We start from the raw sequence: 23,865 nt of genomic DNA on the forward strand, positions 1-23,865 counted from the left end.
CGATTGGCACAGACTGGGCGTCATGCTAGGCGTTTGACCAAGCGGTAAAAAAATAACAGTGGGAACAGGCTGCATGGCGCAAGCCGCAATCGAGCTGATCGGCATCGACAAGAGCTTTGGCGCCGTGCGCGCCAACCGCGACATCAATCTGGAGATTATGCGCGGCACCATCCACGGCATCGTCGGGGAAAACGGCGCCGGCAAGTCGACGCTGATGTCGATTCTCTATGGTTTCTACCAGGCCGATTCCGGCGAAATCCGTGTCGGCGGCCAGCCGGCATCGATCAAGACACCGAATGATGCGATCGCGCTCGGCATCGGCATGGTGCATCAGCACTTCATGCTGGTCGACAATTTCTCGGTGCTGGAAAACGTCATCCTCGGCGCCGAAAGCGACGCGCTGCTGAAGAAGAGCATCGCCAAGGCGCGTTCCGAGCTGGAGCGGCTCGAGCGCGAATACGGGCTCGAAGTCGATCCGGACGCGATCATCGAGGAGTTGCCGGTCGGCCTGCAGCAACGCGTCGAAATCCTCAAGGCGCTCTATCGCGGCGCCGAGATCCTGATCCTCGACGAGCCAACGGGCGTGCTGACGCCGGCCGAGGCCGACCACCTGTTCCGCATCCTCAAGCAGTTGAAGGAGCAGGGCAAGACGATCGTGCTGATCACCCACAAGCTGCGCGAGATCATGGCGATCACCGACACGGTCTCGGTGATGCGCCAGGGCACGATGGTGGCGACACGCGAAACCAGGAGGACCACGGTCGAGGAACTGGCCGAGCTGATGGTCGGCCGGCGTGTGCTGCTGCGCGTCGAGAAGGGCGAGGCGAAGGCCGGCGGCGTCAAGCTAGCGGTCAAAAACCTGACGGTGAAGGATTCCCGCGGCGTCACCATGGTCGACGACGTCTCCTTCGACGTCCATGCCGGCGAGATCGTCGGCATTGCCGGCGTCGCCGGCAACGGCCAGTCTGAACTGCTCGAGGCGATTTCCGGCATCAGGCACGCCGTTTCGGGCTCCGTCATGCTCGACGGCAAGCCGATCGATCTCACCGGCGCCGCCGATCCCGGCGAGCTGCGCGAGCGCGGCCTTGCCCATGTGCCGGAGGACCGCCACCATGTCGGGCTGGTGTTGGCCTTCGAGGAGAACGAGAATTCGATCCTCGGCTACCAGGACGACGAGCGCTATCTGAAGGGGCCGTTCCTCGACATCGACGCCATCCGTAACGATGCCAGGGACAAGATCGTCAAATACGACATCCGCCCGGCCGACTGCCGCCTCAGGACCGCCAATTTCTCCGGCGGCAACCAGCAGAAGATCGTGCTCGCGCGGGAAATGGAACAAGATCCCGGCGTGTTGATCGTCGGCCAGCCGACGCGCGGCGTCGATGTCGGCGCCATCGAATTCATCCACAAGCGCCTCATAGCCATGCGCGACCAGGGCAAGGCGGTGCTGGTGGTTTCGGTCGAGCTCGACGAGATCCGCTCGCTTTCCGATCGCATCCTGGTGATGTTTGCCGGCCGCATCGTCGGCGAACGCGGTCCCGACGCGACCGAGGGCGAGCTCGGCCTGCTGATGGCCGGCGTCGAGCACCGGGAGGCCGCCGAGTGAGCACCCCATACGCCAAGCTGCCGGCCTGGGCCGATTACGTGCTGATCCCGCTGATCAATCTGTTCGTCGCCTTCGTCGTTGCCGGCTTTGTCGTCATATTGGTTGGCGAGAACCCGCTGCGCGCAGCCGTCGTCCTGGTCGAGGGTGCCTTCGGTCGCGGCCAAGGCATCGCGTTCACGCTTTTCTATGCCACCACCTTCATCTTCAGCGGGCTTTCGGTGGCGGTTGCGGCGCATTGCGGCCTGTTCAACATCGGTGGCGAGGGCCAGGGCTATATCGCCGGTCTCGGCATCGGCATCGTCTGCCTGGCCTTCGACAGCGTGCTGCCGTGGTGGCTGACCTTCCCGATTGCCATTGTCGCCGCCGCAGCGATGGGCGCGCTGTGGGCGCTGATCCCGGCCTATCTGCAGGCCAAGCGCGGCTCGCACATCGTCATCACCACGATCATGTTCAATTTCATCGCCGCCAGCGTCATGGTCTATGCGCTGGTGGGCATGCTGAAGCCGCCCGGCTCGATGGCGCCGCAGACGCGCACCTTCCTCGAAGGCGCACAATTGCCGAAGCTCAACTGGATCATCGAATTGTTCGGCGCCAAAATCCGTTCGGCGCCGTTCAACGTTAGCTCGCTGCTGGCGCTGGCCATGGCCTTTCTCGTGTGGGTGCTGATCTGGCGCACCAAGCTGGGCTACGAGATGCGCACCTATGGCCATAGCCCGAAAGCGGCGCGCTATGCCGGCATTTCGGAGATCCGCATCATCATCATCGCGATGATGATCTCGGGCGCACTGGCCGGCATGATGGCGCTCAATCCGACGATGGGCGACCAGCACAATGTCGCGCTCGAATTCGTTTCGGGCGCCGGTTTCGTCGGCATCGCAGTGGCGTTGATGGGCCGCCTGCACCCGGTCGGCATCGTGCTTGCCGCAATACTGTTCGGCATGCTCTACCAGGGCGGCGCCGAGCTCGCCTTCGAGATGCCGGCGATCAGCCGCGACATGATCGTCATCATCCAGGGCCTCGTCATCCTGTTCGCCGGCGCGCTCGAGCATATGTTCCGGCCCTATGTCCAGGCGCTGTTCGCCTCGCTCAGCCCGAGATCGGTCGGCATGGAAGCGGTCAAGGGGAAGGGCGCCTGAGATGGATTTCTTCAACGCCATCGTGCAGGTCCTGGACTCGACCATCCGCCTGTCGGTCCCCTTGCTGCTCGCCTGCCTCGCCGGCCTCTATTCGGAGCGCGCCGGCGTCTTCGACATCGGGCTCGAGGGCAAGATGCTGGTCGGCGCCTTCGCCGGTGCGGCCGCCGCCTCGGTCTTCCACTCGGCCTATCTCGGCCTCGGCATGGCCATCCTTATCTCGGTTGCCTTCGCGCTGATCCACGGCTTTGCCTCGATCACCCATCGCGGCAACCAGATCGTTTCCGGCGTCGCGATCAATTTCATTGCCGCCGGATCGACGATCATGCTCGGCCAGGCTTGGTTCCAGCAAGGCGGGCGCACGCCGGCGCTGGCCGCCGGCGAGCGCTTCGAGGCAATCACCTGGCCGGGCGCGGATGCGCTCAGGAGCGTGCCGATCCTCGGTCCGATCTATTCGGAACTCATCTCCGGCCACTCCGTGCTGGTCTATCTCGCCTTCCTGGCCGTGCCGTTCACCTGGTGGGTGCTGTTTCGCACCCGCTTCGGCTTGCGCCTGCGCGCCGTCGGCGAGAACCCGGCCGCGGTCGACACCGCCGGCATATCAGTCGCCTGGCTGCGCTACCGGGCGCTGATCTGCACCGGCGTGCTCACCGGCATTGCCGGCGCCTATCTGTCGATGGTGCAGAATGGCGGCTTCGTGAAGGACATGACCGCCGGCAAGGGCTACATCGCGCTGGCCGCGCTGATCTTCGCCAAATGGAAACCGGTCAACGCCATGTTCGCCTGCCTGCTGTTCGGCTTCCTCGACGCGGCGTCGATCCGCCTGCAAGGCACGCCGCTGCCGCTGATCGGCAAGGTGCCGGTGCAATTCATGCAGGCGCTGCCCTATGTGCTGACCGTCATCCTGCTTGCCGGCTTCATCGGCAAGGCAATCCCGCCGCGCGCCGGCGGCGTGCCTTATGTCAAGGAACGCTGATTTATCATGGCTCATGATCTGTTCGAAGCGGCGAAAGCCGCCATGGCCAAGGCCTATGCGCCCTATTCGAAATTTCCGGTCGGCGCGGCGTTGCGCACCGAGGACGGCCGTGTCTTCACCGGCGCCAATGTCGAGATCGCGTCCTATCCGGAGGGCTGGTGCGCCGAAACCACCGCGCTTGCCAACTACATCATGGGCGGCGGCGGCAAGATCACGGAAGTCGCCGTGATCGCAGAACGCGTGGCAAAATGCTCGCCCTGCGGCGGCTGCCGGCAGCGGCTGGCCGAATTCTGCCGGCCGGAAACGAAGTTCTATCTCTGCGATGACAGTGGCGTGGTCGAGACCGTGACCATGGGCGAGTTGCTGCCATACGGATTCCAGGGCGATGTGTTGAAATGAAGGAAGCACTCGATCACCTCGTCGAAAGGCTGGACGGGCTGGCGCCGACCACTGCGCTTGTGCTGGGATCGGGGCTTGGCGGGCTTGTCGACAAGGTCGAGGATGCGGTGCGCATTTCCTATGCCGACTTGCAGGGCTTCCCCAGAAGCGGCGTCAGCGGCCATGCCGGCGAGGTGGTGGCGGGGCTCTTTGCCGGCACGCCGGTGCTGATGCTGTCCGGCCGCGCGCACTATTACGAGCACGGCAACGCGGCGGCGATGCGGCCGGCACTCGAGGTGCTCGCCGGCCTCGGTATCTCCAGGCTGATCCTTACCAACGCCGCCGGTTCGGTCGATCCAGGGATGGGCCCGGGCTCGGTGATGCTGATCACCGACCACATCAATTTCTCTGGCTCCAACCCGCTGATCGGCGAACCGAGCGACCGCCGTTTCGTCGGCCTGACCGAAGCCTACGACGCCGGTCTCCGCTTCGCGATCGAGCAGGCGGCGAAGGCCACCGGTACCAGGCTGCACAAGGGCGTCTATATGTGGTTCTCCGGCCCATGCTTCGAGACGCCCGCCGAGATCCGCATGGCGCGCGTCATGGGCGCCAACGCGGTCGGCATGTCGACGGTGCCGGAGGTCATTCTCGCCCGCTTCCTCGGGCTGCGCGTCGCCGCCTGTTCGGTCGTGACCAACCTTGCCGCTGGCATGACCGGAGCCGAGCTGTCGCACCAGGAGACCAAGGACATGGCGCCGGTCGGCGGGGCGCGGCTGGCGACCATCCTGCAGCGTGTTTTTCAGGACGGGCTTCCGGAGCACAGGATCGACGCCTGATGCTTCCCCAGGAAATCATCCGCCGCAAGCGCGATGGCCAGAAGCTCTCGGCTGAGGAGATCGCGTTCTTCATCGAGGGCCTGACCGCCGGCACCGTCACCGACGCGCAGGTCGGCGCCTTCGCCATGGCGGTATTCTTCAACGGCATGAGCCGCGACGAGGCGGTGGCGCTGACAATGGCGATGCGCGATTCCGGCGATGTGCTCGACTGGTCGGATCTGCCCGGCCCGGTCACCGACAAGCATTCGACGGGCGGCGTCGGCGACAATGTCTCCTTGATGCTGGCGCCGATCGTCGCTGCCTGCGGCGCCTATGTGCCGATGATTTCCGGCAGGGGTCTGGGCCATACCGGCGGCACGCTGGACAAGATGGATGCCATCCCCGGTTATATCAGCCAGCCGGACGTTGCACGCTTCCGCAAGACGGTGCTCGAAACCGGCTGCGCCATCATCGGCCAGACCGCCGATCTCTCACCCGCCGACGCCAGGCTCTACGCCATCCGCGATGTGACGGGAACAGTGGAATCGGTGCCGCTGATCACCGCCTCGATCCTATCGAAGAAGCTGGCCGCCGGCCTCAATTCGCTAGTGCTGGACGTCAAGGTCGGCAACGGCGCCTTCATGGAGAAATCGCGCGATGCAACCGCGCTGGCCAACAGCCTGGTCGACGTCGCCAATGGCGCCGGCCTTAAGGCCTCGGCGCTGGTCACCGGCATGAACGAGCCGCTGGCATCCGCCGCCGGCAATGCGGTCGAGGTGCGCAACGCCGTCGATTTTCTCACCGGCCGCTTTCGCGACCGGCGGCTGGAGGACGTGACGCTGGCGCTGGCTGCCGAGATGCTGCAATCGGCAGACCTCGTGTCGTCCAACCAGGACGGCCTGCGCCGCGCCGCCGAGACGCTAGCCGGCGGTCGCGCCGCTGCCATCTTCGCGCGCATGGTGGCGGCACTTGGCGGTCCCGCCGATTTCATCGAGAATCCGGAAAAATATCTGCCGAAAGCGGCAACGGAATTCGCCGTCAAGGCGAGCGCGAACGGCTTTGTCACCGGCATCGCGACCCGCGAGATCGGGCTTGCGGTGGTCGGGCTTGGCGGCGGGCGGACGCGGCCGGACGACAGGATCGATCACGCCGTCGGCATCACCAGGCTGTTGCCAGTCGGCGCTGAAGTGCGGACCGGCGAAGCGCTGGCGCTGGTCCATGCCCGCAATACCGGGGATGCCGAAGCGGCCGCCGCCGCCGTGCTTTCGGCCTATACGATCGGCACTTCCAAACCGGCCACGGAGAAAACCGTCATCCGGCGGATCCTGCCGCGCGGGTGATCATTGAACCAGCAGCAGCGTGCCGTCTTCGACCTGGTATTTTTCAAGCCGCTGCAGAAAGCTCATGCCGATCAGATTGGTGTGCAGCGCCCTGTCGTCGAGCACGACGGCCTCGACGCCCTCGACGGTGATCCTGCCGATCTGCAGGCGGTCGATCGTCACCACGGCGGCCTTGATCGCACCGTTGGCGGTGTTGACCTGATGGCTGAAGTCCGCCGAATTGAGCGAGATGCCGATCCTGCGTGCGGTCGAGCTGTTGATGGCGACGAGCGTCGCGCCGGTATCGATCATGCCGTCGATCTGGCGGCCGTTCAACTTGAAGGCCGACATGAAATGCCCGCGCGCGTCCGCGGTGACGACGACCTTGCGGCCGAGCGGCTGCGGCGTCGCAGGCCTGTCCGGAACGGCGGCAAGGTTCAGGTCGGTTTGTGTGTCGGCCGGCTTGGCTCCGATGGCTGATTTCAACAGCCGCTCGATTACCTGTGGATTCGACTGATAGACGATCGGCAGCGATGCCGACGTTCCGGCAAACACGCCAAGGATGAGAAGCTTGCGCAGCATGGACCGGCCTTTGTGGTTGCCGATCCTTAGTCCGACATGGTGTTTGCCGCTTTAACGAATGCGGAAACCAGCCGTTTGGGTAAACAATCGGTAAACGGATCTATTTGGTGCCGTACATGCGGTCGCCGGCATCGCCGAGACCGGGCATGATGTAGCCCTTCTCGTTGAGTTGGCGGTCGATGGAAGCGGTGAAGACCGGAACATCGGGATGCGCCTGGGTAAACCGCTCGAGGCCCTCTGGTGCCGCCAACAGGCAGAGGAAGCGGATGTTGGTGGCGCCGCGGCCTTTCAGCTTGTCGATCGCCGCGATCGCCGAATTGGCGGTCGCCAGCATCGGGTCGACGACGATCACCAGCCGGTCGGCGAGGTCGCCCGGCGCCTTGAAGAAATATTCGACAGCCTCCAGCGTCTCATGGTCGCGGTAGAGGCCGATATGGGCGACACGCGCCGCCGGCACCAGATCGAGCAGGCCTTCGAGCAAGCCGTTGCCGGCGCGCAGCACCGAGGCGAAGACCAGTTTCTTGCCCTCCAGCGTCGGCGCCTCCATCGTCTCGATCGGCGTCTCGATCGTCGTCGTCGTCAGTTCGAGGTTGCGGGTGACCTCGTAGCCGAGCAATAGCGAGATCTCGCGCAGCAGCCGCCGGAAACCGGCCGTCGAGGTTTCCTTCTTGCGCATGATGGTCAGCTTGTGCTGGACAAGCGGATGGTCGACGACGGTGACGCCCTTCATGGTGTTCTCCGAACTGCGCAGGTGAATAGTGGATGGTGAATGGTGAATAGTGAATAGTGAACTGGTTTGCGAGTCCTTGGTTGCGCGGAAAAACTCGCGATTGATGGACCGAAGCGCCGGGTGAACCATTCACTATTCACCATTCACCTGCCCTTGGCGCCGAGCCTGCCCAGCAGCGCCGCCCTGGTCTTCCTGTCGACGAAGGCTGCCTCGATGGCCGTCCTGGTGACGGCGGTGAGCGCCTTGTCATCCATGGCAAAATGCTCGGCGGCGATGTCGTATTCGCGTTTCAGCGAGGTCCAGAAATAGGGCGGGTCATCGGAGTTGAGCGTCACCTTGCAGCCCGCCGCGCGCAAGGCGGGAAAGGGATGGTCGGCGAAGCTGTCGAAGATTTTCAGGGCGATGTTGGAGCCGGGGCAGCATTCGAGCACGACGCCTTCGTCGGCGATGCGCCGCACAAGCTCGGGGTTCTCGATGGCGCGCACGCCATGGCCGATGCGAGACGGGCGGATGTGGTCGAGTGCCGCCTCGACGCTTTCCCAGCCCAACAATTCGCCGGCATGAACGGTGATGCCGAGGCCGGCCTCGCGGGCGATCTCGAAGGCCCTGACATAATCTTCCAGGTCGCCGATCCGCTCGTCGCCGGCGACACCGAAGCCGGTGACCAGCGGATGCCCGCTGCGGGCCGCGAAACGCGCCGCCCGCTCGATCGATTCGACACCGAAATTGCGCACGGCAGTGACGATCATGCGGCCTTCGATGCCGGTCTTCGCCTTGGCGCGGGCCATGCCTTCGCCGAGCGCGTCGGTATAGGCCTTCGGCGACATGCCGGCCTTGCTGGCGTGGTCGGGCGAGGTGAAAACCTCGGAATAGATGGCGCCGTCGCGGGCGAGGCTGGTCAGGTAGTGATCGGCCAGTCGCGCATAGTCTTCTTCGGTGCGGAACAGGTCGGAGGAGAAGTCGTAGGCGGCGAGGAAAGAGGTGAAGTCGTGCCAGACGAAGGAGCCGTCCTGGATATAGGGCGAGGCATCCTTGCCGTATTTCTCAGCCTGGCGGAGGACGAGTTCAGGCGCCGCTGCCCCTTCGATGTGGCAGTGCAGTTCTGCTTTCAAAGGCATTCGATTATCCCGTCAGGCTTTCTCATATGACGCAGGTTCTTGCCGGAAAACCGTGTGACACTTTTCCGGAACCTGCTTCGAAGCGCGGCCGAACACCGCGCCTTAAACAATAGCGCCCGCACCATCGATCGGCTATGGTCCCGCCGATTTTATGGCGGATCAAAACGATGTCGGTTGAAAGAACCACTGCTGCGGGCGGTATGGAAACCTCCTATGGTTTCAAGCGGGTAGGACCAGGCGACAAGCAGTCCCTGGTCAATGATGTTTTCCACAAGGTGGCGAACCGCTACGATCTGATGAACGACCTGATGTCGGCCGGGTTGCATCGGTTGTGGAAGGACGCCATGGTCGCCTGGCTCAATCCACCGAAGCGGCCGGGCTGGAGCGTTCTCGACGTTGCAGGCGGCACCGGCGATGTCGCCTTCCGCATAGTCGAGGCGAGCGGCAGGCACGCTCATGCAACGGTTCTCGATATCAATGGCTCGATGCTCGCCGTCGGCCGCGACCGGGCCGAGAAAAAGGGCCTGTCGGCAAATACCGATTTCGTCGAAGCCAATGCCGAGGAACTGCCTTTTGCCGACGCTGCTTTCGATGCCTACACCATCGCTTTCGGCATCCGCAACGTGCCGCGCATCGATGTGGCGCTTGCCGAAGCCTATCGCGTGCTGAAGCCTGGCGGGCGCTTTCTCTGCCTTGAATTTTCCGAGGTCGAGATGCCGCTGCTCGACAAGGTCTATGAAGCATGGTCGTTCAACGCCATCCCGCGGATCGGCAAGGTGGTGACAGGCGATGGCGAGCCCTATTCCTATCTGGTCGAATCGATCCGCAAATTTCCCAATCAGCAGAATTTCGCGGCGATGGTCTCGCGCGCGGGCTTTGACCGCGCCTCGTTCCGCAATTATTCCGGCGGCATCGCCGCGCTTCATTCGGGCTGGAAGCTTTGAGGCTGGCCCGCATGTTCATAGCCCGACGTGCCTTTCGCCAGTTCAGGAAACCGGCAGGGCAAAGCCAGCCATGAGCAGCATCGGCGCTGGTTTCAGGCTCGTGCGGGCCGGCTGGGTGCTTGTGCGCGAGGGCGTCATAGCGGCTTTGCCCGGTGACGAGCTCTTCGGCTTGCCGAAATTCGGCTGGCGCATGGCCCGGTTGTTCACCCGCCGGCGCGCGCTTGCCTATGAGCGCGGCGACAGGCTGGCCAAGGCGGTCGTGCGGCTCGGCCCGTCCTACGTCAAGCTCGGCCAGTTCCTGGCGACACGGCCAGACGTCGTCGGCAACGATATCGCGCTTGATCTCGCCATGCTGCAGGACAAGATGCAGACCTTTCCCAAGGCCGAGGCCATAGCGGCGATAGAAGCATCGCTCGGACGCAAGGTCGGTGAGCTCTATGCCAGTTTTGGCGAGGCCGTCGCCGCCGCCTCGATCGCGCAGGTCCATACCGCCGAAACGCTGCAGGACGGCGTCGTTAGGCGAGTGGCGGTGAAGGTCATCCGGCCGGGCGTGCGCCGCCGCTTCTTTCGCGATCTAGAAAGCTATTTCCTCGCCGCCCGGCTGCAGGAAAAGTACATCCCGTCGTCGCGCCGGCTGCGGCCGGTCGAGGTGACGGAGACGCTGGCCCAGACCACCAAGATCGAAATGGATTTGAGGCTGGAGGCGGCGGCTTTTTCGGAGCTCGGCGAGAACACCAAGGATGATCCCGGCTTTCGCGTGCCGTCGGTCGACTGGGAGCGCACCGGTCGTGACGTGCTGACCATGGAATGGGTCGACGGCATCAAGTTGAACGATATTGCCGGCCTCGCCGCCGCCGGCCACGACCTGAAGGCGATTGCCGCCAACCTGGTCCAGTCGTTCCTGCGCCATACGCTGCGTGACGGTTTCTTCCATGCCGACATGCATCCGGGCAACCTGTTCGTCGAGGCCGATGGCACCATCGTCGCCGTCGATCTCGGCATTGCCGGCCGGCTCGGCAGGAAGGAGCGCCGCTTCCTCGCCGAAATCCTCTATGGCTTCATCACGCGCGATTACCAGCGCGTCGCCGAGGTGCATTTCGAGGCCGGCTACGTGCCGCGCCAGCACAATGTCGCAGCTTTCGCCCAGGCGATCCGGGCGATCGGCGAACCGATCCACGGCCAGCCGGCCGAGACCATCTCGATGGCCAAGCTGCTGACGCTGCTGTTCGAGGTGACCGACCTCTTCGACATGGCGACGCGATCCGAGCTGGTGCTGCTGCAGAAGACCATGGTCGTTGTCGAGGGCGTCGCCCGCACCCTCGATCCGGCCTTCAACATGTGGAAGACGTCGGAACCTGTGGTCAGCGGCTGGATTGCGCGCAATCTCGGCCCGCGCGCTTTGCTGGCCGATGCGCGCGACGGCGCCAACGCGCTGCTGGCGCTGGCCCGCCAGGCGCCGGACCTCGCCGCCCGCACCGAGCGGCTGTCGCGTGAGATCGACCTGATGGCCGAACACGGCCTGCGCTTCGACGAAAGGACCGCGCACGCGATCGGCAAGGCCGAGGCGCGCTACACCCGCTCAGGCCGGCTGGCGCTGTGGGTAATCGCATTGACGCTGGTGTACATCGCCTGGAAGCTGCTCTAACGCCTTGTTGTCGATTGATTGCATTGCTATCATTGCCTTCGGCGATTTTGGATAAAGTGCAATCACATGGCCAGCATCACGATCCGCAACCTTGATGACGAGGTCAAGGATATGCTGCGCCGATCGGCTGCGGAGAATGGCCGGTCAATGGAAGACCAGGCGCGGGTCATGATCCGCGCAGCGGTCGAAGGTCAACTCGGTTCGTCCGGCCGCATCGACCAGATCGAGAAAACGTTGCGCGAACTGACAAGCTTGCAGAATCCTGCAGCTCCGGTCGCGGTCCCCAGCCAGGTCGTGCGAGGTGTCCTCTCCAGCAAGCGCATCCTGCTGATCATCGGCGGAGGCATCGCTGCCTACAAGGCGCTCGACCTGATCCGCCGGCTGCGCGAGCGCGGTGCTTCGGTGCCCGTGGTGATGACAGCCGCGGCGCAGGAATTCGTCACCACGCTGTCGGCCGGAGCACTGTCCGCCGACCACGTCTTCACCGAGCTGTTCGACCGGCAGGACGAGCACGACATCGGCCATATCCGGCTGTCGCGCGAGGCCGACCTTGTGGTCGTGGCGCCGGCCACCGCCGACCTGATGGCAAAGCTCGCCAACGGCCACGCCAACGACCTTGCCTCGACGGTGCTCATCGCCACCGACAAGCAGGTGTTGATGGCGCCGGCGATGAATCCGAAAATGTGGACACACCCGGCGGTCCGGCGCAACCGCTCGATGCTGGGTAAGGACGGCGTCGCATTCGTCGGCCCGGCGAAAGGCGAGATGGCCGAAAGCAATGAGTCGGGCGAGGGCCGCATGGCCGAGCCGCTGGAGATTGTCGCCGCGATCGAGGCGCTGCTGGACAGCCGGCCAAAGCCGCTGGCGGGAAGAAAGATCATCGTCACTTCCGGACCGACGCATGAACCGATCGATCCGGTGCGCTACATCGCCAACCGCTCGTCGGGCAAGCAGGGTCACGCCATCGCGGCGGCGCTGGCCAGGCTCGGCGCCGACGTGCGTCTCGTCTCCGGTCCGGTCGGCATTGCCGATCCGGCCGGCGTCGCCACGCTGCACGTCGAAACCGCCGTCGAGATGAAGGACGCGGTCGAGCAGCTGCTGCCGGCCGACGCGGCAGTGTTCGTCGCGGCTGTTGCCGACTGGCGCACTCGAAGTTCGGCCGGGGAAAAGATCAAAAAGGTGGCGGGCGAGGGGCCGCCGGCGCTGCAAATGGTGGAAAATCCCGATATTCTTGCCGGTGTCGGGCATCACAAAAAGCGGCCGATGCTGGTGGTCGGGTTCGCCGCGGAGACGCAGGACCTGGTCAGGAACGCCCAGGCCAAGCTTGCGAAAAAGGGTGCCGATCTTATCGTTGCCAATGACGTCTCGCATGAAGGCGGTTCTCCGGGCGTGATGGGCGGCGACCGCAACAAGGTGCGGATCGTCTCGAAGGCCGGCGTCGAGGAATGGCCGGAGATGAGCAAGGACGAGGTGGCGACGCGGCTCGCCGCACTGATCGCCGGCCGGCTGAAGACGGTGGTGGTTTAGTCAATCTCCCCCACGGAGATTGGCAGCTTCGCCGGCTTCGTGTCGCTCGCCCCCGAAATCCGCAAGGCGGCGAGGCATCCCAGGATGCCGAGTGGCACGAACGCGAGGAACAGCCAGGTAGCAACATTTGCCGCGGCCTCGCGGTTCAGGCCTTCGGAAAAGCCGCTGGCGTTGGCGACGATGCCCGTCAGTGCCGCACCCACGGCATAACCGATGCGCTGCATGGTCGGCACAGCGGCCGAGGCGATCGTCTGCTCGCCTTCCCGCGCCGATGCCACGACGACACGCGTAACGAACGGCCAGGCAATGCCGAAACCGCCGCCTTGCAGCAAAGCGCAAAGCAGGATCAACGGGATCGAGCCCGCCGGCACCGTATAGGCGAAACCGGCGACACCCGTGGCGATCATCAGCGCGCCGCCGACGATAATCAGCCGTTCGCGCTCCGGCGGCGCATTGGCGACGAGGATCGACAGGATCGACCAGGCGATCGATTCGGCGGCGATGATGTAGCCGGTGGTGAGGATCGGGATACCGTGCAGGCTGGTCAGGAGCAGCGGTCCGTAGACCGCGAACGAACAGGTCGCCATCGAGAACGCCGCAACCATGGTCATGCCCGCGCCGACCGGCGAGCGCCATGAGAACAGCCGCGACGGGAACAGGCGCGAGCGCGGCTTCAACGCGTCGATATGGATAAACAGCGCCAGGCCGATCAGGCCGAGGGTGAGCAGCAGCGACGAGCGCAGCAGGGCGATGTCGACGCCGGCGGTGGCGATCAGCACGACGCTGACGGCAAGGCAGGCAAGTGCTGCAAACGGGAAAGGCGGTGCTGAGCCGCCGGTCGCCTGCGGCCTTGTTGCTTCAGGCGTATCGAGCACGATGAAGCTTGCCAGGGCCATGGCCGTGCCGCCGAGGGTGAAGACGCCGAAGGCCCAGCGCCAGGACAGCAATTCGGTCATGACCGCGCCGAGCACCGGCCCGCTGAAGGCGGCGACACCCCAGATCGCCGACATGACGCCGAAAAGCTGCGGCCAGGTCGCGCGGGCAAACAGCCGCTCGACCGAGACGAAGGCCAGCGACACCAGCGCGCCGCCGCCGAGCCCCTCGATCAGGCGGCCGCTGAGGAACAGCGGCATCGAAGGCGCGGTGGCGCAGACCAGCGCGCCGCCGGCATAGAGCATTGCGGCGACCATCATATTGGTACGCAGCGCGACATAGCTCACCAGCCGTCCGGCGGCCGCACCGGCAACGATGGCGCCGAGCTCGTAGATCGCCAGCGACCAGCCGACCAGTTGCACGCCGGCGAGTTCGCCGACCATGGCCGGCATGACCGTCGCCACCATCGTTTCGTTGGTGGCGTGCAGCAGGATGCCGAGGCTGATGAAGCAGAAGCGCGCCAGATCGCCGCTCGCCCACAGCGCGCGCCAGTCGACCCTGTTTGTACTTGTTTTGGTCATCCAGTCCCCCGAGCTTCCTTAGACGCCGGTCTAAAATATTGGAGCGTTCTTCACGTACAAATGAGCGCATGCCGCAGTATGGGGAGGGCTTCTAGGACCTCAACCGCAGTTGAGATCAAGCGGTTTTGAGCGCCGTTGACGTGGCAGATGTCAAAATTGTGCGATGGGGGACGATCACTATGCGTTGAGATTCTGGTCGGACCGAAGACAAGCAATATTGGATCGCCGCAATCTTCGGTCCACGGTAAACGGCATGAACACAGTTGCCATGCCGTGATCTTCGAGCGCTGCAACTTTGAACATCAGGGCGGCCCATCCTCTGCGGAGTGGGCCTGCCGGAATCCATGAGCTTTCGGCAGCTATTGGCAGGCCGACACCTACGCTCCCCGCCGCTCGGGGAGCCATGATACGCCGTTATTTGAACGAGTGGATCAGGTCCAGCGACGTGACGGCGACCGCCAGGTTGACGCCGGTCTGTGCCTGGACGCTGAGCGGCTGCAGCGAAAAGGCGCTGTCGAGGCCGCCGACGAGGAGATTGGCGCCGCCACCGGTGACCACGCTGGCCTCGGCATTCACGCCATAATAGCTGCCGGCAAGGTCGCCTTCATCGTGGTTGCGGGTCGCCGCCAGAACCGCCCATACCAGCTGACCCTGATGCGTCCGGCCAACATTGACGCCGAGCTTGGAAATCACCCCGGTATAGACTTCGGAGGGACCGCCACGATGCGGACGAAAGACACAGGAAACACCCTTGTTGGAGGTGACGAGATAGGCCGTGCCGCCGTCGATGGTGCAGTCGAGCACGCCGAGCTGGAGCTTGCTGGCGCTGGCGGGAGCGACAACGACGGTCGTCGCCAGAGCGGCGGCACAGGCGAGTTTCTTGATCATGGCAGGGTCCTTTCCAATGGCTTTGTACAAACGGCTGAGCACGCCGAGCGTTCCGCCGAAAACTTGGCGCCAGCAAGGCAAGGGTAAACGCAGGGTTGTCGGGGTGCGGAAAGGGCCGCCCGATAAACCGGCCCGCTCAGCCGGCGCTGGTGCGAGCCAGGCCGTCCTTGGCCGGCTGGTAGGTCGGATTGAGGTGCACGGCCTCGCGGTAGGATTTCGCGGCCCTGACCTTGTCGCCGCGCCGTTCGTAGATCAGCGCCTGGTTGGACCAGGCCTCGGCGTTCTTGCCGTCGAGCTTTATGGCCATGTTGAAGTCGGCGAAGGCGTTGTCCTCGTCGTTCATGGCAAGGTAGGAGAGGCCGCGTCCGTTGTAAGGCTCGGAAGCATCCGGCGCTAGCGAAATGGCGGTCGAGAAATCCTCGATGGCAAAGGCGTGCTGGCCCTGGCTCTGGTAGATCAGGCCGCGATTGTGATAGGCGCGCGCGTCGGTCGTGTCGAGCTGGATGGCCTTCTGGAAATCGTTGAAGGCTTCCTGGATCCGGCCGGCCCTGCGGTAGAGATTGCCGCGGCCGATATAGGCGGCGTCATAATTGGAATTGATCTGGATCGAGCGGTTGTAGTCGGCCAGCGCGCTTGCCTGGTCACCGAGGAAGCGCTGGATGAGCGCCCGGTTCGAATAGGCCTGGTAGAAATTCGGATTGAGCTGGATGGCGGTGTCGAAGTCCTTCAGCGCCGCCTGGTACTGGCCGCCGCGGCCATAGGCCGAGCCGCGCACATTGTAGGCTTCCGGATCCTGGGGGTTGCGCTGGATCACCGCCGACAGCGAGGAGATGTTCTCGCTCGAGGCTTGCGCCTTGTCGATGTTGTTGAACTCGCCGGTCGGAACGCTCTGGCAGCTGGCAAGCGCCATCCCGGAAAGCAGGGCTGCCGTCAGGGCGAGGCCGCGCCACGCGGTTCTACGCTCTACGGTGATTGCGTCCATGTCTGCCCTGTCCTTACTGCGCCGTCTGGTCCGTTCCCCCTCCGAACCGGCATCTCTCCCAACCGGTCCTCTCGGACCGGGTCGAACTCACAACAAAAAGGTGGCGGCGATTCCGCATCGCGCCACCTTGGATATCCTTGGAAAAGGACGAAAAATTGACGTCAGAACCGCGGCGGACGCGGAGCACCGGCACCGGCAGCACCGGCCGCGACCGGACGTGGCGTCATCGGCAGCAGGCCTTCGCGCTGGGCGCGCTTGCGGGCCAGCTTGCGGGCGCGGCGCACGGCTTCCGCCTTTTCACGGGCGCGCTTCTCGGAGGGCTTCTCGTAATGCCCGCGCATCTTCATTTCGCGGAAGATGCCTTCGCGCTGCATCTTTTTCTTGAGCGCGCGAAGCGCCTGATCAACATTGTTGTCGCGGACGAGTACCTGCACGTGCAATCCTGTCTTTCGGGTTTGAAATCAACAGGCAAGCGGCCATAGCCACAAGCCTCCGCGGCGCGTTACACCACGAATTGGGGCGGCTGATAGCAGAATCAAGGGGCGCTGTCCACAGCCGATTGAGAAGCGGTGCCGACCCCGAAACGAAAAACCCGCCTCAGCGGCAGGTCGTTGGTGTAAATCAGAGCCATATTGAAATTAGTAGCATAGCTGCCGGCACAAAGCAAGAACAAAATTCGCCTTGGGCCAGATAGGCGCCGCTACGCCGTGGCCAGGTGGAGCTGCTCGAAACCCTCGAAGAACTCGCCGTAGTCGCAGGTTATCTCCTCGCCGGCGGCGATGTCGCGGGTCGCGGTGGCCCCGCCATATTGCGAAAAGTCGGTGTTCGGCTTGTCGGCGTGGTTCATGAAGCGGCCATTGTCGACCTCATAGACCATGAAGCCCGGCCGGTCCGGACTGGGATAGGCATATCTGTCGAGCAATTCCTTGAGGTGCGGCGGCGCCGTCTCGTATCTTTCCACCGGGATCAGCCGGTCAAAGTCCGGATCGAGACGCCAGATCTGCGCGCCTTTGCGGACCGGCTCGGCGGCGAACACGCCGACGCCTTCGATTGCGCTTGCAGCGATGTAGGTTCTGATCAGCAGCATGTTTCCAATCCGTCTTCGAGGAGAAGACGGAATCGTCAAATCGCCGGAAAAAGCAAGACCGGTTTTTTCCGACATTGGCTTGCGCGCCGATGCGCCGACCGCGAAACGCTTCACGTCCGGGTGATCGAGACGCCGCCGTCGGCGAACAGTGCCGTGCCAGTGGTGAAGCTCGATGCATCGGAAGCCAGGTAAAGCGCCGAGCGGGCGATCTCCTCGGGCTCGGCGACGCGCTTCAAGGCATGCAGGTTTTCGACGAAGGCTCGCGATTCAGGTGTCTTGAACGTTGCCGAGGGCGTGTCGGTGCCGCCCGGCAGCAGCGCGTTGACTCGAATGCCCTTGGCGCCAAATTCGGCCGCCAGCACCTGCGTCAATCCGATCAGTCCGGCCTTGCTCGCGGCATAGCTGGTCATGCCGGGCATGCCGACCGTGTAGCCGACGAAGGTGGAGGTGAAGATAAGCGAGCCGCCGCCGCGATCGATCATCGCCGGAACCTGGTATTTCGCGCCGAGAAAGGCGCTGGTCAGATTGGTATCGAGCGTCTCGCGCCAGCCCTCCAGCGACAGCTCCGAGACCGGCCCTATCTTGCCGACCGAACCGGCATTGTTGAAGGCGATGTCGAGCCCGCCGAATTTCTCGACCGCCAGGCCGACGAGGACTTTCGCGTAGGCTTCGTCACGGACATCGCCGGCAAGGGCAATGGCCGTGCCCTCGGCGTCTTCGATTTCGGCAACCAGCGCATCGAGCTCCGCCTGGCGACGGGCTGCGACGACCACCTTGGCGCCTTGCTCGGCAAACAGCTTTGCCGTGGCGCGACCGATGCCGGAACTGGCGCCGGTGACGATGGCGACTTTGTCGGTAAGTGCGAACATTTTCTGCATCCTTTTTCGCGCCGGCCCTTGCCGGCAATCGGGATGCTTGGTCGCAAATCGGGGCGGTGCGAACCACCCGATACCTGCGACGTGCTTCGGATGTGGTTTGATCGCCCATCACGTCGCATGCCTCTTTTTCACCACGGCGCAAAACGGCAAGCGCCGTCGCAAACAGTGCAAGGCTGGCAGCACGGTTTCGCTAGTGATACAGCTCGCGCGCCGGGGTTGGCTGATCTGCCCGGCCGCCATTTGCGAGGCCTGCAACGTTGAAGAAATACTCGGTATTCGCCATCGCCCGCGAGGCCATGCGCGGTCATAGAGGCTGGGAGGAACAGTGGTCCTCGCCGGAGCCGAAAAAGGAGTATGACGTCGTCATCGTCGGCGCCGGCGGCCACGGCCTGGCCACAGCCTATTACCTCGCCACCGTGCACGGCATCACCAACGTCGCGGTATTGGAAAAAGGCTGGCTCGGCGGCGGCAACACCGGCCGCAACACCACCATCATCCGCTCGAACTATCTCTATGACGAGAGCGCCGGCATCTACGACCATGCGCTGAAGCTGTGGGACGGGCTCAGCCAGGAGCTCAACTACAACGTCATGTATTCGCCGCGCGGCGTCATGATGCTCGCCCACAACATCCACGACATCCAGGTCTTGAAGCGCCACGTCCATGCCAACCGGCTGAACGGCATCGACAATGAATGGCTGACGCCGGAGCAGGCAAAGGAATTCTGCCCGCCGCTCAACATTTCGCGCGACGCGCGCTACCCGGTGATGGGTGCCGCCCTGCAGCGCCGCGGCGGCACGGCGCGCCACGATGCGGTCGCCTGGGGCTATGCGCGCGGTGCCTCGGCGCGCGGCGTCCACATCATCCAGAATTGCGAGGTCACCGGCGTCAAGCGGGCGCCGAACGGCGCGGTCACCGGTGTCGAGACGACGCGCGGCTTCATCGGCGCCAGGAAGGTCGGCGTGGTCGCCGCCGGGCACTCATCGGTGATCATGAACATGGCCGGCGTGCGCATGCCGCTGGAAAGCTATCCACTGCAGGCGCTGGTATCGGAGCCGGTCAAGCCGGTGGTGCCTTGCGTGGTGATGTCGAACACGGTGCATGCCTATATCTCGCAGTCCGACAAGGGCGAGCTGGTCATCGGCGCCGGCACCGACCAATATGTCTCCTATTCGCAGACCGGCGGCCTGCACATCCTGCAGCATACGCTCGACGCGATCTGCGAGATGTTCCCGATCTTCACCCGCATGAAGATGCTGCGCTCATGGGGCGGCATCGTCGACGTGACGCCGGACCGTTCGCCGATCCTGGCCAAGACGCCGGTGCCCGGCCTCTATGTCAATTGCGGCTGGGGCACGGGCGGCTTCAAGGCGACGCCGGGTTCGGGCCATGTCTTTGCCCATACGATCGCCAGGGACGATCCGCACCCGATCAACGCGCCCTTCACCATAGAGCGCTTCCGCACCGGCCGGCTGATCGACGAGGCGGCGGCGGCAGCGGTGGCGCACTGATGATGACCGAGATGGCTGTCGCCATGCCGCTGATGCTCGCCGGCGAGCAAGGCCTGTTTCATATCCCGACGCCAGAGGAGGTGCGCCTGCAGCCCATCAGCCGCGCCGGCAATGAAGCGGATTGGCCGTTTTCCGTCGACGAGGGTGTACTCGCCTGCGCCTGGAGCGCCGGTCAGAGAGTGGTCACCTTTATGGAGAACCGGCCAGCCGATCTGGAGGAAGGCGAAAAATTCGAGCGGCGCTACGTCATCGTGACGACCGAACCGATGACGCTTTCGGTCGGCAATATGGCGTATCGCGACCTTTTCCGCCCGGTAGCCAGCATCGAGGAGCGCATCCGGCTGGTCGCGCCCTTCGTGACGATGGGCCAGAGGCTTTGCGACCAACCTGCCGGCGCTCGCGTCGGCCACGGCGAACTGTAGGACCAACCATGCTTCTCATCCGCTGCCCCTATTGCGAGGAAGAGCGTCCGGAGCTCGAATTCCGCAACGCCGGCGAGGCGCATATTGCGCGTTCCCCAAACATCGCCGGTGAGAGCGACGACGATTTCGAAAGGTTCTTCTTCATCCGCTCCAATCCCAAGGGGATCATCTATGAGCGCTGGCGGCACATGCATGGCTGCGCGCGGTTCTTCAATGCCGTGCGCGACACCGTCAGCGACAGGTTCCTGATGACTTACAAGGCCGGCGAACCGAAGCCCACGAAGCTGCCGGGAGCCGCCAAATGACCGCCACGTTCCGCATTGCCGGCGCCGGGCGGCTCAAACAGGCAAAGATAGCCGGCTTCAGCTTCGACGGCCGCCCCTATACCGGCATCGAGGGCGACACGTTGGCCTCGGCGCTGCTTGCCAATGGCGTCCATCTCGTCGGCCGCTCGTTCAAGTACCACCGGCCGCGCGGCTTCCTGTCGGCCGGCGCCGAAGAGCCGAACGCGCTGGTCGAGATCAAGCGCGACGCGGCACGCAAGACGCCGAACGTCCGCGCCACGGTGCAGGAACTCTATGACGGGCTAACCGCACAGTCGCAGAACCGCTGGCCGTCGCTCGCTTTCGACATCGGTGCGGTCAGCAGCATCGCCTCGCCGATGCTTTCGGCCGGCTTCTACTACAAGACCTTCATGTGGCCGAAGGCTGCGTGGAAAAACCTCTACGAGCCCAAGATCCGGGCCGCCGCCGGTCTCGGCGTCGCCCCCGACCGGCCGGATCCCGACCACTATTCGGCGCGCTTCGCCCATTGCGAGGTGCTGGTGCTTGGCGGCGGTGCCGCGGGCATCGCCGCGGCATTGGCCGCGGCCGAGACCGGCGCGCGCGTCATCCTTGCCGACGAGCAGGCGGACTTCGGCGGCAGCCTGCGCTTCGAGAGCGGCGCGAAGATTGAAGGCCAGGACGGCTTTTCCTGGGCGCAATCCGCCGTCGCCAAGTTGAGCGCGATGGACAATGTCCGCGTGCTGCCGCGCACCACGGCCTTCGGCTATTACGCGCAGAATTTCGTCGGGCTGGTCGAGCGCGTCAGCGACCATCTGCAGAGCCCCGGCCGCGACCTGCCGCGCGAGCGGCTGTGGCAGGTTCGCGCCAAACGCGTGGTGCTGGCGACCGGCGCCATCGAGCGCCACATGGTGTTTGCCGATAACGACCGGCCGGGCATCATGCTGGCCTCGGCGGCGCGCACCTATCTCAACCATTACGGCGTCGCCGTCGGCAGGAATGTCGGAGTCTATACGGCAAACGATTCCGCCTATGCGGCGGCGATCGACCTGAAAAGGGCCGGCATCAACGTGGCGGCGATCGTCGACCTGCGCGACAACCCGGCCGGACCGGTGATCGACGAGGCGAGGGCGCTCGGCATCGAGGTCAATTTCGGCCGCGCCGTGATCCGCGCCGGCGGCAAGCTGCGGGTGTCGTCGATGACCGTGCAGCCGAAGAATGGCGGCGGCGAGCGCACCATCCCGGTCGACGCGATCCTGATGTCGGCCGGCTGGACGCCGTCGGTGCATCTGTTCTCGCAATCGCGCGGCAAGGTTGCCTTCAACGATGAGACCAAGCGGTTCGTGCCCGGAAATTATGCGCAGGATTGCGTCTCGGTCGGCGCCTGCAACGGCACGGACGGGCTGTCGGCGACGATCGACGAGGCTTATGCAGCGGGCGCCAAGGCGGCCAAGGACGCCGGCAGCAAGCCAGCCAAGGGCATGAAGCCGAAGGTCGATGCCAGCGAGAGCTGGTCGCGCGGCATGCTAGGTGCAGCACCCGGCGCCGGGGCGGACACGACGGTAAAGGCGTTCGTCGATTTCCAGAACGACGTCACCGCCAAGGACATCCGCCAGGCGGTGCATGAAGGCATGCGCTCGATCGAGCACGTCAAGCGCTTCACCACCAACGGCATGGCGACCGACCAGGGCAAGACCTCCAACATGCACGGCCTGGCGATTGCCGCCGAGACGTTGGGCAAGCCGATCCCGCAGGTCGGGCTGACGACGTTCCGTGCGCCCTATACGCCGGTGACATTCGGCTCGATCGTCGGGCACGCGCGGGGTCCCCTGTTCGACCCGACCCGCAAGACGGCTATCCATCCCTGGGCAGAGCGTCAAGGCGCGACGTTCGAGGATGTCGGCCAGTGGAAGCGCGCCTGGTACTTCCCGAAGCCGGGCGAGGACATACATGCGGCCGTCGACCGCGAATGCGTCACGGTGCGCAAGACGGCCGGCCTGTTCGACGCCTCGACGCTGGGCAAGATCGAGGTGGTCGGGCCGGATGCGGCCAAATTCATGGAACTGCTCTACACCAATCCATGGGAGAAACTGGAGCCCGGTCGCTGCCGCTACGGCATCATGCTGCGCGAGGACGGTTTCATCTATGACGACGGCGTGGTGGGAAGACTGGCTGCCGACCGTTTCCACGTGACGACGACGACCGGCGGCGCGCCGCGCGTCATGAACCATATGGAGGATTATCTCCAGACCGAGTTCCCGCATCTCAACGTCTGGCTGACCTCGATCACCGAGCAGTGGGCGGTGATCGCCGTGCAGGGACCGAAGTCTCGCGACATCATCGCGCCGCTGGTCGAGGGCATCGACATGTCGGATGAAGCGCTGCCGCATATGTCGGTGCGCGAAGGCCGGATCTGCGGCGTCCCGACAAGGCTGTTTCGCATGTCGTTCAGCGGTGAGCGCGGCTTCGAGGTCAACGTGCCGGCCGATTACGGCGAGGCGGTCTGGGAAGCGCTATGGGCCGAGAGCCAGAAGCATGGCGCCTGTGCTTACGGCACCGAGTCGATGCATGTGCTGCGCGCCGAAAAGGGCTACATCATCGTCGGCCAGGATACCGACGGCACGGTGACGCCGAACGACGCCGGGCTCGACTGGGCGGTCGGCAAGAAGAAGACCGACTTCGTCGGCATTCGCGGCATGGCGCGGCCGGACCTGGTCGCCAAGGGCCGCAAGCAGCTTGTCGGCCTGAAGACCAGGGATCCCAAGGTGGTGCTGGAGGAGGGCGCGCAGGTCGTCGCGGACCCGAAGCAGGCAATCCCGATGAAGATGATCGGCCATGTCACCTCGAGCTATTGGTCGCAAAATTGCGGCCGCTCGATCGCGCTGGGGCTGGTCGCCGGCGGCCGCGATCGCATGGGCGAGACGCTCTACGTGCCGATGCCGGACGGGGTGGTCGAGGTGGAGGTCACCGGCATGGTGTTCTTTGACGAGAAGGGAGAGCGCCTCAATGGCTAAGGCCGCTTTGAAAACTGCCGCCGCCGGACCCTCGGTCGAACGCCGTCCGGCGCTCGCCGGCCAGTCGCTTTCCGGCGCCGGCGTCACACTTGCCGTGCTGCCGCCGGCCGAGCGCATATCGCTGCGCGCGCCGGACACCTCGATCGCGGCACTTTCGAAAGCGCTCGGCGTCGTCCTGCCGCAGAGACCGAAAACCTCGGCGGCAAAGGCCGGACGCACGGCCTTGTGGCTCGGGCCGGACGAGTGGCTGGTCATCGACGAGAGCGGCAAAGACCCGCTCGCCGACTGCGCCAGCATTTCCGCGCTGCATTCGGCGGTCGGCATCTCGCACCGCAACGTCGCCATATCGGCCACCGGTCCGGCTGCCGCGGCGACGATCAATGCCGGCTGCCCGCAGGATTTGTCGCTCGACGCCTTTCCGGTCGGGGCGGCGTCGCGTACCATTCTCGGCAAGGTCGAAATCGTGCTGTTGCGCACCGCGGCCGACGCGTTCCGCGTCGAATGCTGGCGTTCGTTCTCCGATTATGTCTTTACTTTTCTGTCGGAGGCAGCGCGCGACGCGGCAGCATAGGCAT

General features: G+C 64.5%; 23 protein-coding genes. 14 read left to right on the forward strand and 9 right to left on the reverse strand.

Features of this window, described 5'->3' with window-relative positions; genetic code table 11:
* Positions 1–73 precede the first annotated feature (73 nt).
* Genes RQ479_RS28580 through deoA form a run of 6 tightly spaced genes read left to right on the forward strand, consistent with a single transcriptional unit; the run spans position 74 to position 6,248 of the window.
* On the forward strand, positions 74–1,606 hold the full coding sequence (locus tag RQ479_RS28580) for an ABC transporter ATP-binding protein (RefSeq protein ID WP_376703226.1): 1,533 nt from the start codon (positions 74–76) through the stop codon (positions 1,604–1,606).
* On the forward strand, positions 1,603–2,742 hold the full coding sequence (locus RQ479_RS28585) for an ABC transporter permease (RefSeq protein WP_352465913.1): 1,140 nt from the start codon (positions 1,603–1,605) through the stop codon (positions 2,740–2,742). Before RQ479_RS28580 ends, RQ479_RS28585 begins: the two co-directional genes overlap by 4 nt.
* A gap of 1 nt (position 2,743) precedes the next feature.
* Positions 2,744–3,715, forward strand: coding sequence for an ABC transporter permease (locus RQ479_RS28590; protein WP_292657334.1), 972 nt, complete (start codon positions 2,744–2,746; stop codon positions 3,713–3,715).
* A gap of 6 nt (positions 3,716–3,721) precedes the next feature.
* On the forward strand, positions 3,722–4,114 hold the full coding sequence (gene cdd, locus RQ479_RS28595; protein ID WP_352713673.1) for a cytidine deaminase: 393 nt from the start codon (positions 3,722–3,724) through the stop codon (positions 4,112–4,114).
* On the forward strand, positions 4,111–4,929 hold the full coding sequence (locus RQ479_RS28600; protein ID WP_376703227.1) for a purine-nucleoside phosphorylase: 819 nt from the start codon (positions 4,111–4,113) through the stop codon (positions 4,927–4,929). Before cdd ends, RQ479_RS28600 begins: the two co-directional genes overlap by 4 nt.
* Positions 4,929–6,248 (forward strand): thymidine phosphorylase, encoded by a 1,320-nt coding sequence (deoA, locus tag RQ479_RS28605; protein ID WP_376703228.1) that lies wholly within the window; start codon positions 4,929–4,931, stop codon positions 6,246–6,248. Before RQ479_RS28600 ends, deoA begins: the two co-directional genes overlap by 1 nt.
* On the opposite strand, the gene RQ479_RS28610 is transcribed toward deoA, so the two are convergent.
* The 3 genes from RQ479_RS28610 to RQ479_RS28620 form a co-directional block, all read right to left on the reverse strand.
* Positions 6,249–6,809 (reverse strand): TIGR02281 family clan AA aspartic protease, encoded by a 561-nt coding sequence (locus RQ479_RS28610; RefSeq protein ID WP_352665590.1) that lies wholly within the window; start codon positions 6,807–6,809, stop codon positions 6,249–6,251. It lies immediately after the preceding gene.
* A gap of 100 nt (positions 6,810–6,909) precedes the next feature.
* Positions 6,910–7,539, reverse strand: a complete 630-nt coding sequence (gene upp, locus RQ479_RS28615) for a uracil phosphoribosyltransferase (protein WP_023675320.1) — start codon at positions 7,537–7,539, stop codon at positions 6,910–6,912.
* Positions 7,540–7,682: 143 nt separating this feature from the next.
* Positions 7,683–8,657, reverse strand: coding sequence for an adenosine deaminase (locus tag RQ479_RS28620; protein WP_376703229.1), 975 nt, complete (start codon positions 8,655–8,657; stop codon positions 7,683–7,685).
* A gap of 167 nt (positions 8,658–8,824) precedes the next feature.
* On the opposite strand from RQ479_RS28620, the gene ubiE reads away from it, so the two are divergent.
* From ubiE to coaBC, 3 genes are all read left to right on the forward strand, one after another.
* Positions 8,825–9,601: a bifunctional demethylmenaquinone methyltransferase/2-methoxy-6-polyprenyl-1,4-benzoquinol methylase UbiE gene (ubiE, locus tag RQ479_RS28625; protein ID WP_376703230.1), complete on the forward strand. Its 777-nt coding sequence runs from the start codon at positions 8,825–8,827 to the stop codon at positions 9,599–9,601.
* 70 nt (positions 9,602–9,671) lie between these two features.
* Positions 9,672–11,246: a 2-polyprenylphenol 6-hydroxylase gene (gene ubiB / locus RQ479_RS28630; protein ID WP_376703231.1), complete on the forward strand. Its 1,575-nt coding sequence runs from the start codon at positions 9,672–9,674 to the stop codon at positions 11,244–11,246.
* A gap of 66 nt (positions 11,247–11,312) precedes the next feature.
* A complete protein-coding gene (coaBC, locus tag RQ479_RS28635) occupies positions 11,313–12,773 on the forward strand; it encodes a bifunctional phosphopantothenoylcysteine decarboxylase/phosphopantothenate--cysteine ligase CoaBC (protein ID WP_376703232.1) in 1,461 nt (486 codons plus the stop codon).
* Here coaBC and RQ479_RS28640 read toward each other — a convergent pair.
* From RQ479_RS28640 to RQ479_RS28665, 6 genes are all read right to left on the reverse strand, one after another.
* On the reverse strand, positions 12,770–14,227 hold the full coding sequence (locus tag RQ479_RS28640; RefSeq protein WP_376703233.1) for an MFS transporter: 1,458 nt from the start codon (positions 14,225–14,227) through the stop codon (positions 12,770–12,772). The two genes, coaBC and RQ479_RS28640, sit on opposite strands and share 4 nt — an antisense overlap.
* Positions 14,228–14,641: 414 nt before the next feature.
* Positions 14,642–15,115, reverse strand: a complete 474-nt coding sequence (locus RQ479_RS28645; protein ID WP_376703234.1) for a DUF992 domain-containing protein — start codon at positions 15,113–15,115, stop codon at positions 14,642–14,644.
* 136 nt (positions 15,116–15,251) lie between these two features.
* Positions 15,252–16,097 (reverse strand): tetratricopeptide repeat protein, encoded by an 846-nt coding sequence (locus RQ479_RS28650; protein ID WP_292657303.1) that lies wholly within the window; start codon positions 16,095–16,097, stop codon positions 15,252–15,254.
* A gap of 161 nt (positions 16,098–16,258) precedes the next feature.
* Positions 16,259–16,531, reverse strand: coding sequence for a 30S ribosomal protein S21 (gene rpsU / locus RQ479_RS28655; protein WP_023675331.1), 273 nt, complete (start codon positions 16,529–16,531; stop codon positions 16,259–16,261).
* A 266-nt stretch (positions 16,532–16,797) separates the two neighbouring features.
* Positions 16,798–17,184: an SET domain-containing protein gene (locus RQ479_RS28660; RefSeq protein WP_292657301.1), complete on the reverse strand. Its 387-nt coding sequence runs from the start codon at positions 17,182–17,184 to the stop codon at positions 16,798–16,800.
* Between the two features lie 110 nt (positions 17,185–17,294).
* Positions 17,295–18,053 carry an SDR family oxidoreductase gene (locus RQ479_RS28665; RefSeq protein ID WP_376703235.1) on the reverse strand — a complete coding sequence of 253 codons (759 nt, stop codon included), beginning with the start codon at positions 18,051–18,053 and terminating at the stop codon, positions 17,295–17,297.
* Between the two features lie 266 nt (positions 18,054–18,319).
* Here RQ479_RS28665 and RQ479_RS28670 point away from each other — a divergent pair, with 266 nt between their 5' ends.
* Genes RQ479_RS28670 through RQ479_RS28690 form a run of 5 tightly spaced genes read left to right on the forward strand, consistent with a single transcriptional unit; the run spans position 18,320 to position 23,861 of the window.
* Complete coding sequence (locus RQ479_RS28670; protein ID WP_352709259.1) at positions 18,320–19,573, forward strand: sarcosine oxidase subunit beta; 1,254 nt, start codon at positions 18,320–18,322, stop codon at positions 19,571–19,573.
* On the forward strand, positions 19,573–19,995 hold the full coding sequence (locus RQ479_RS28675) for a hypothetical protein (protein WP_023675337.1): 423 nt from the start codon (positions 19,573–19,575) through the stop codon (positions 19,993–19,995). The genes RQ479_RS28670 and RQ479_RS28675 overlap by 1 nt, the downstream gene beginning before the upstream one ends.
* An 8-nt stretch (positions 19,996–20,003) precedes the next feature.
* Positions 20,004–20,300, forward strand: a complete 297-nt coding sequence (locus RQ479_RS28680) for a sarcosine oxidase subunit delta (RefSeq protein WP_352713637.1) — start codon at positions 20,004–20,006, stop codon at positions 20,298–20,300.
* The gene (locus RQ479_RS28685; protein WP_376703236.1) at positions 20,297–23,290 is read left to right on the forward strand and encodes a sarcosine oxidase subunit alpha; all 2,994 of its coding nucleotides are present in this window, start codon (positions 20,297–20,299) and stop codon (positions 23,288–23,290) included. Before RQ479_RS28680 ends, RQ479_RS28685 begins: the two co-directional genes overlap by 4 nt.
* Positions 23,283–23,861: a sarcosine oxidase subunit gamma gene (locus RQ479_RS28690; RefSeq protein WP_376703237.1), complete on the forward strand. Its 579-nt coding sequence runs from the start codon at positions 23,283–23,285 to the stop codon at positions 23,859–23,861. Before RQ479_RS28685 ends, RQ479_RS28690 begins: the two co-directional genes overlap by 8 nt.
* The last annotated feature ends 4 nt before the right edge of the window (positions 23,862–23,865 follow it).

Source organism: Mesorhizobium sp. ISC25, from assembly GCF_042295465.1.
Classification (GTDB): domain Bacteria; phylum Pseudomonadota; class Alphaproteobacteria; order Rhizobiales; family Rhizobiaceae; genus Mesorhizobium.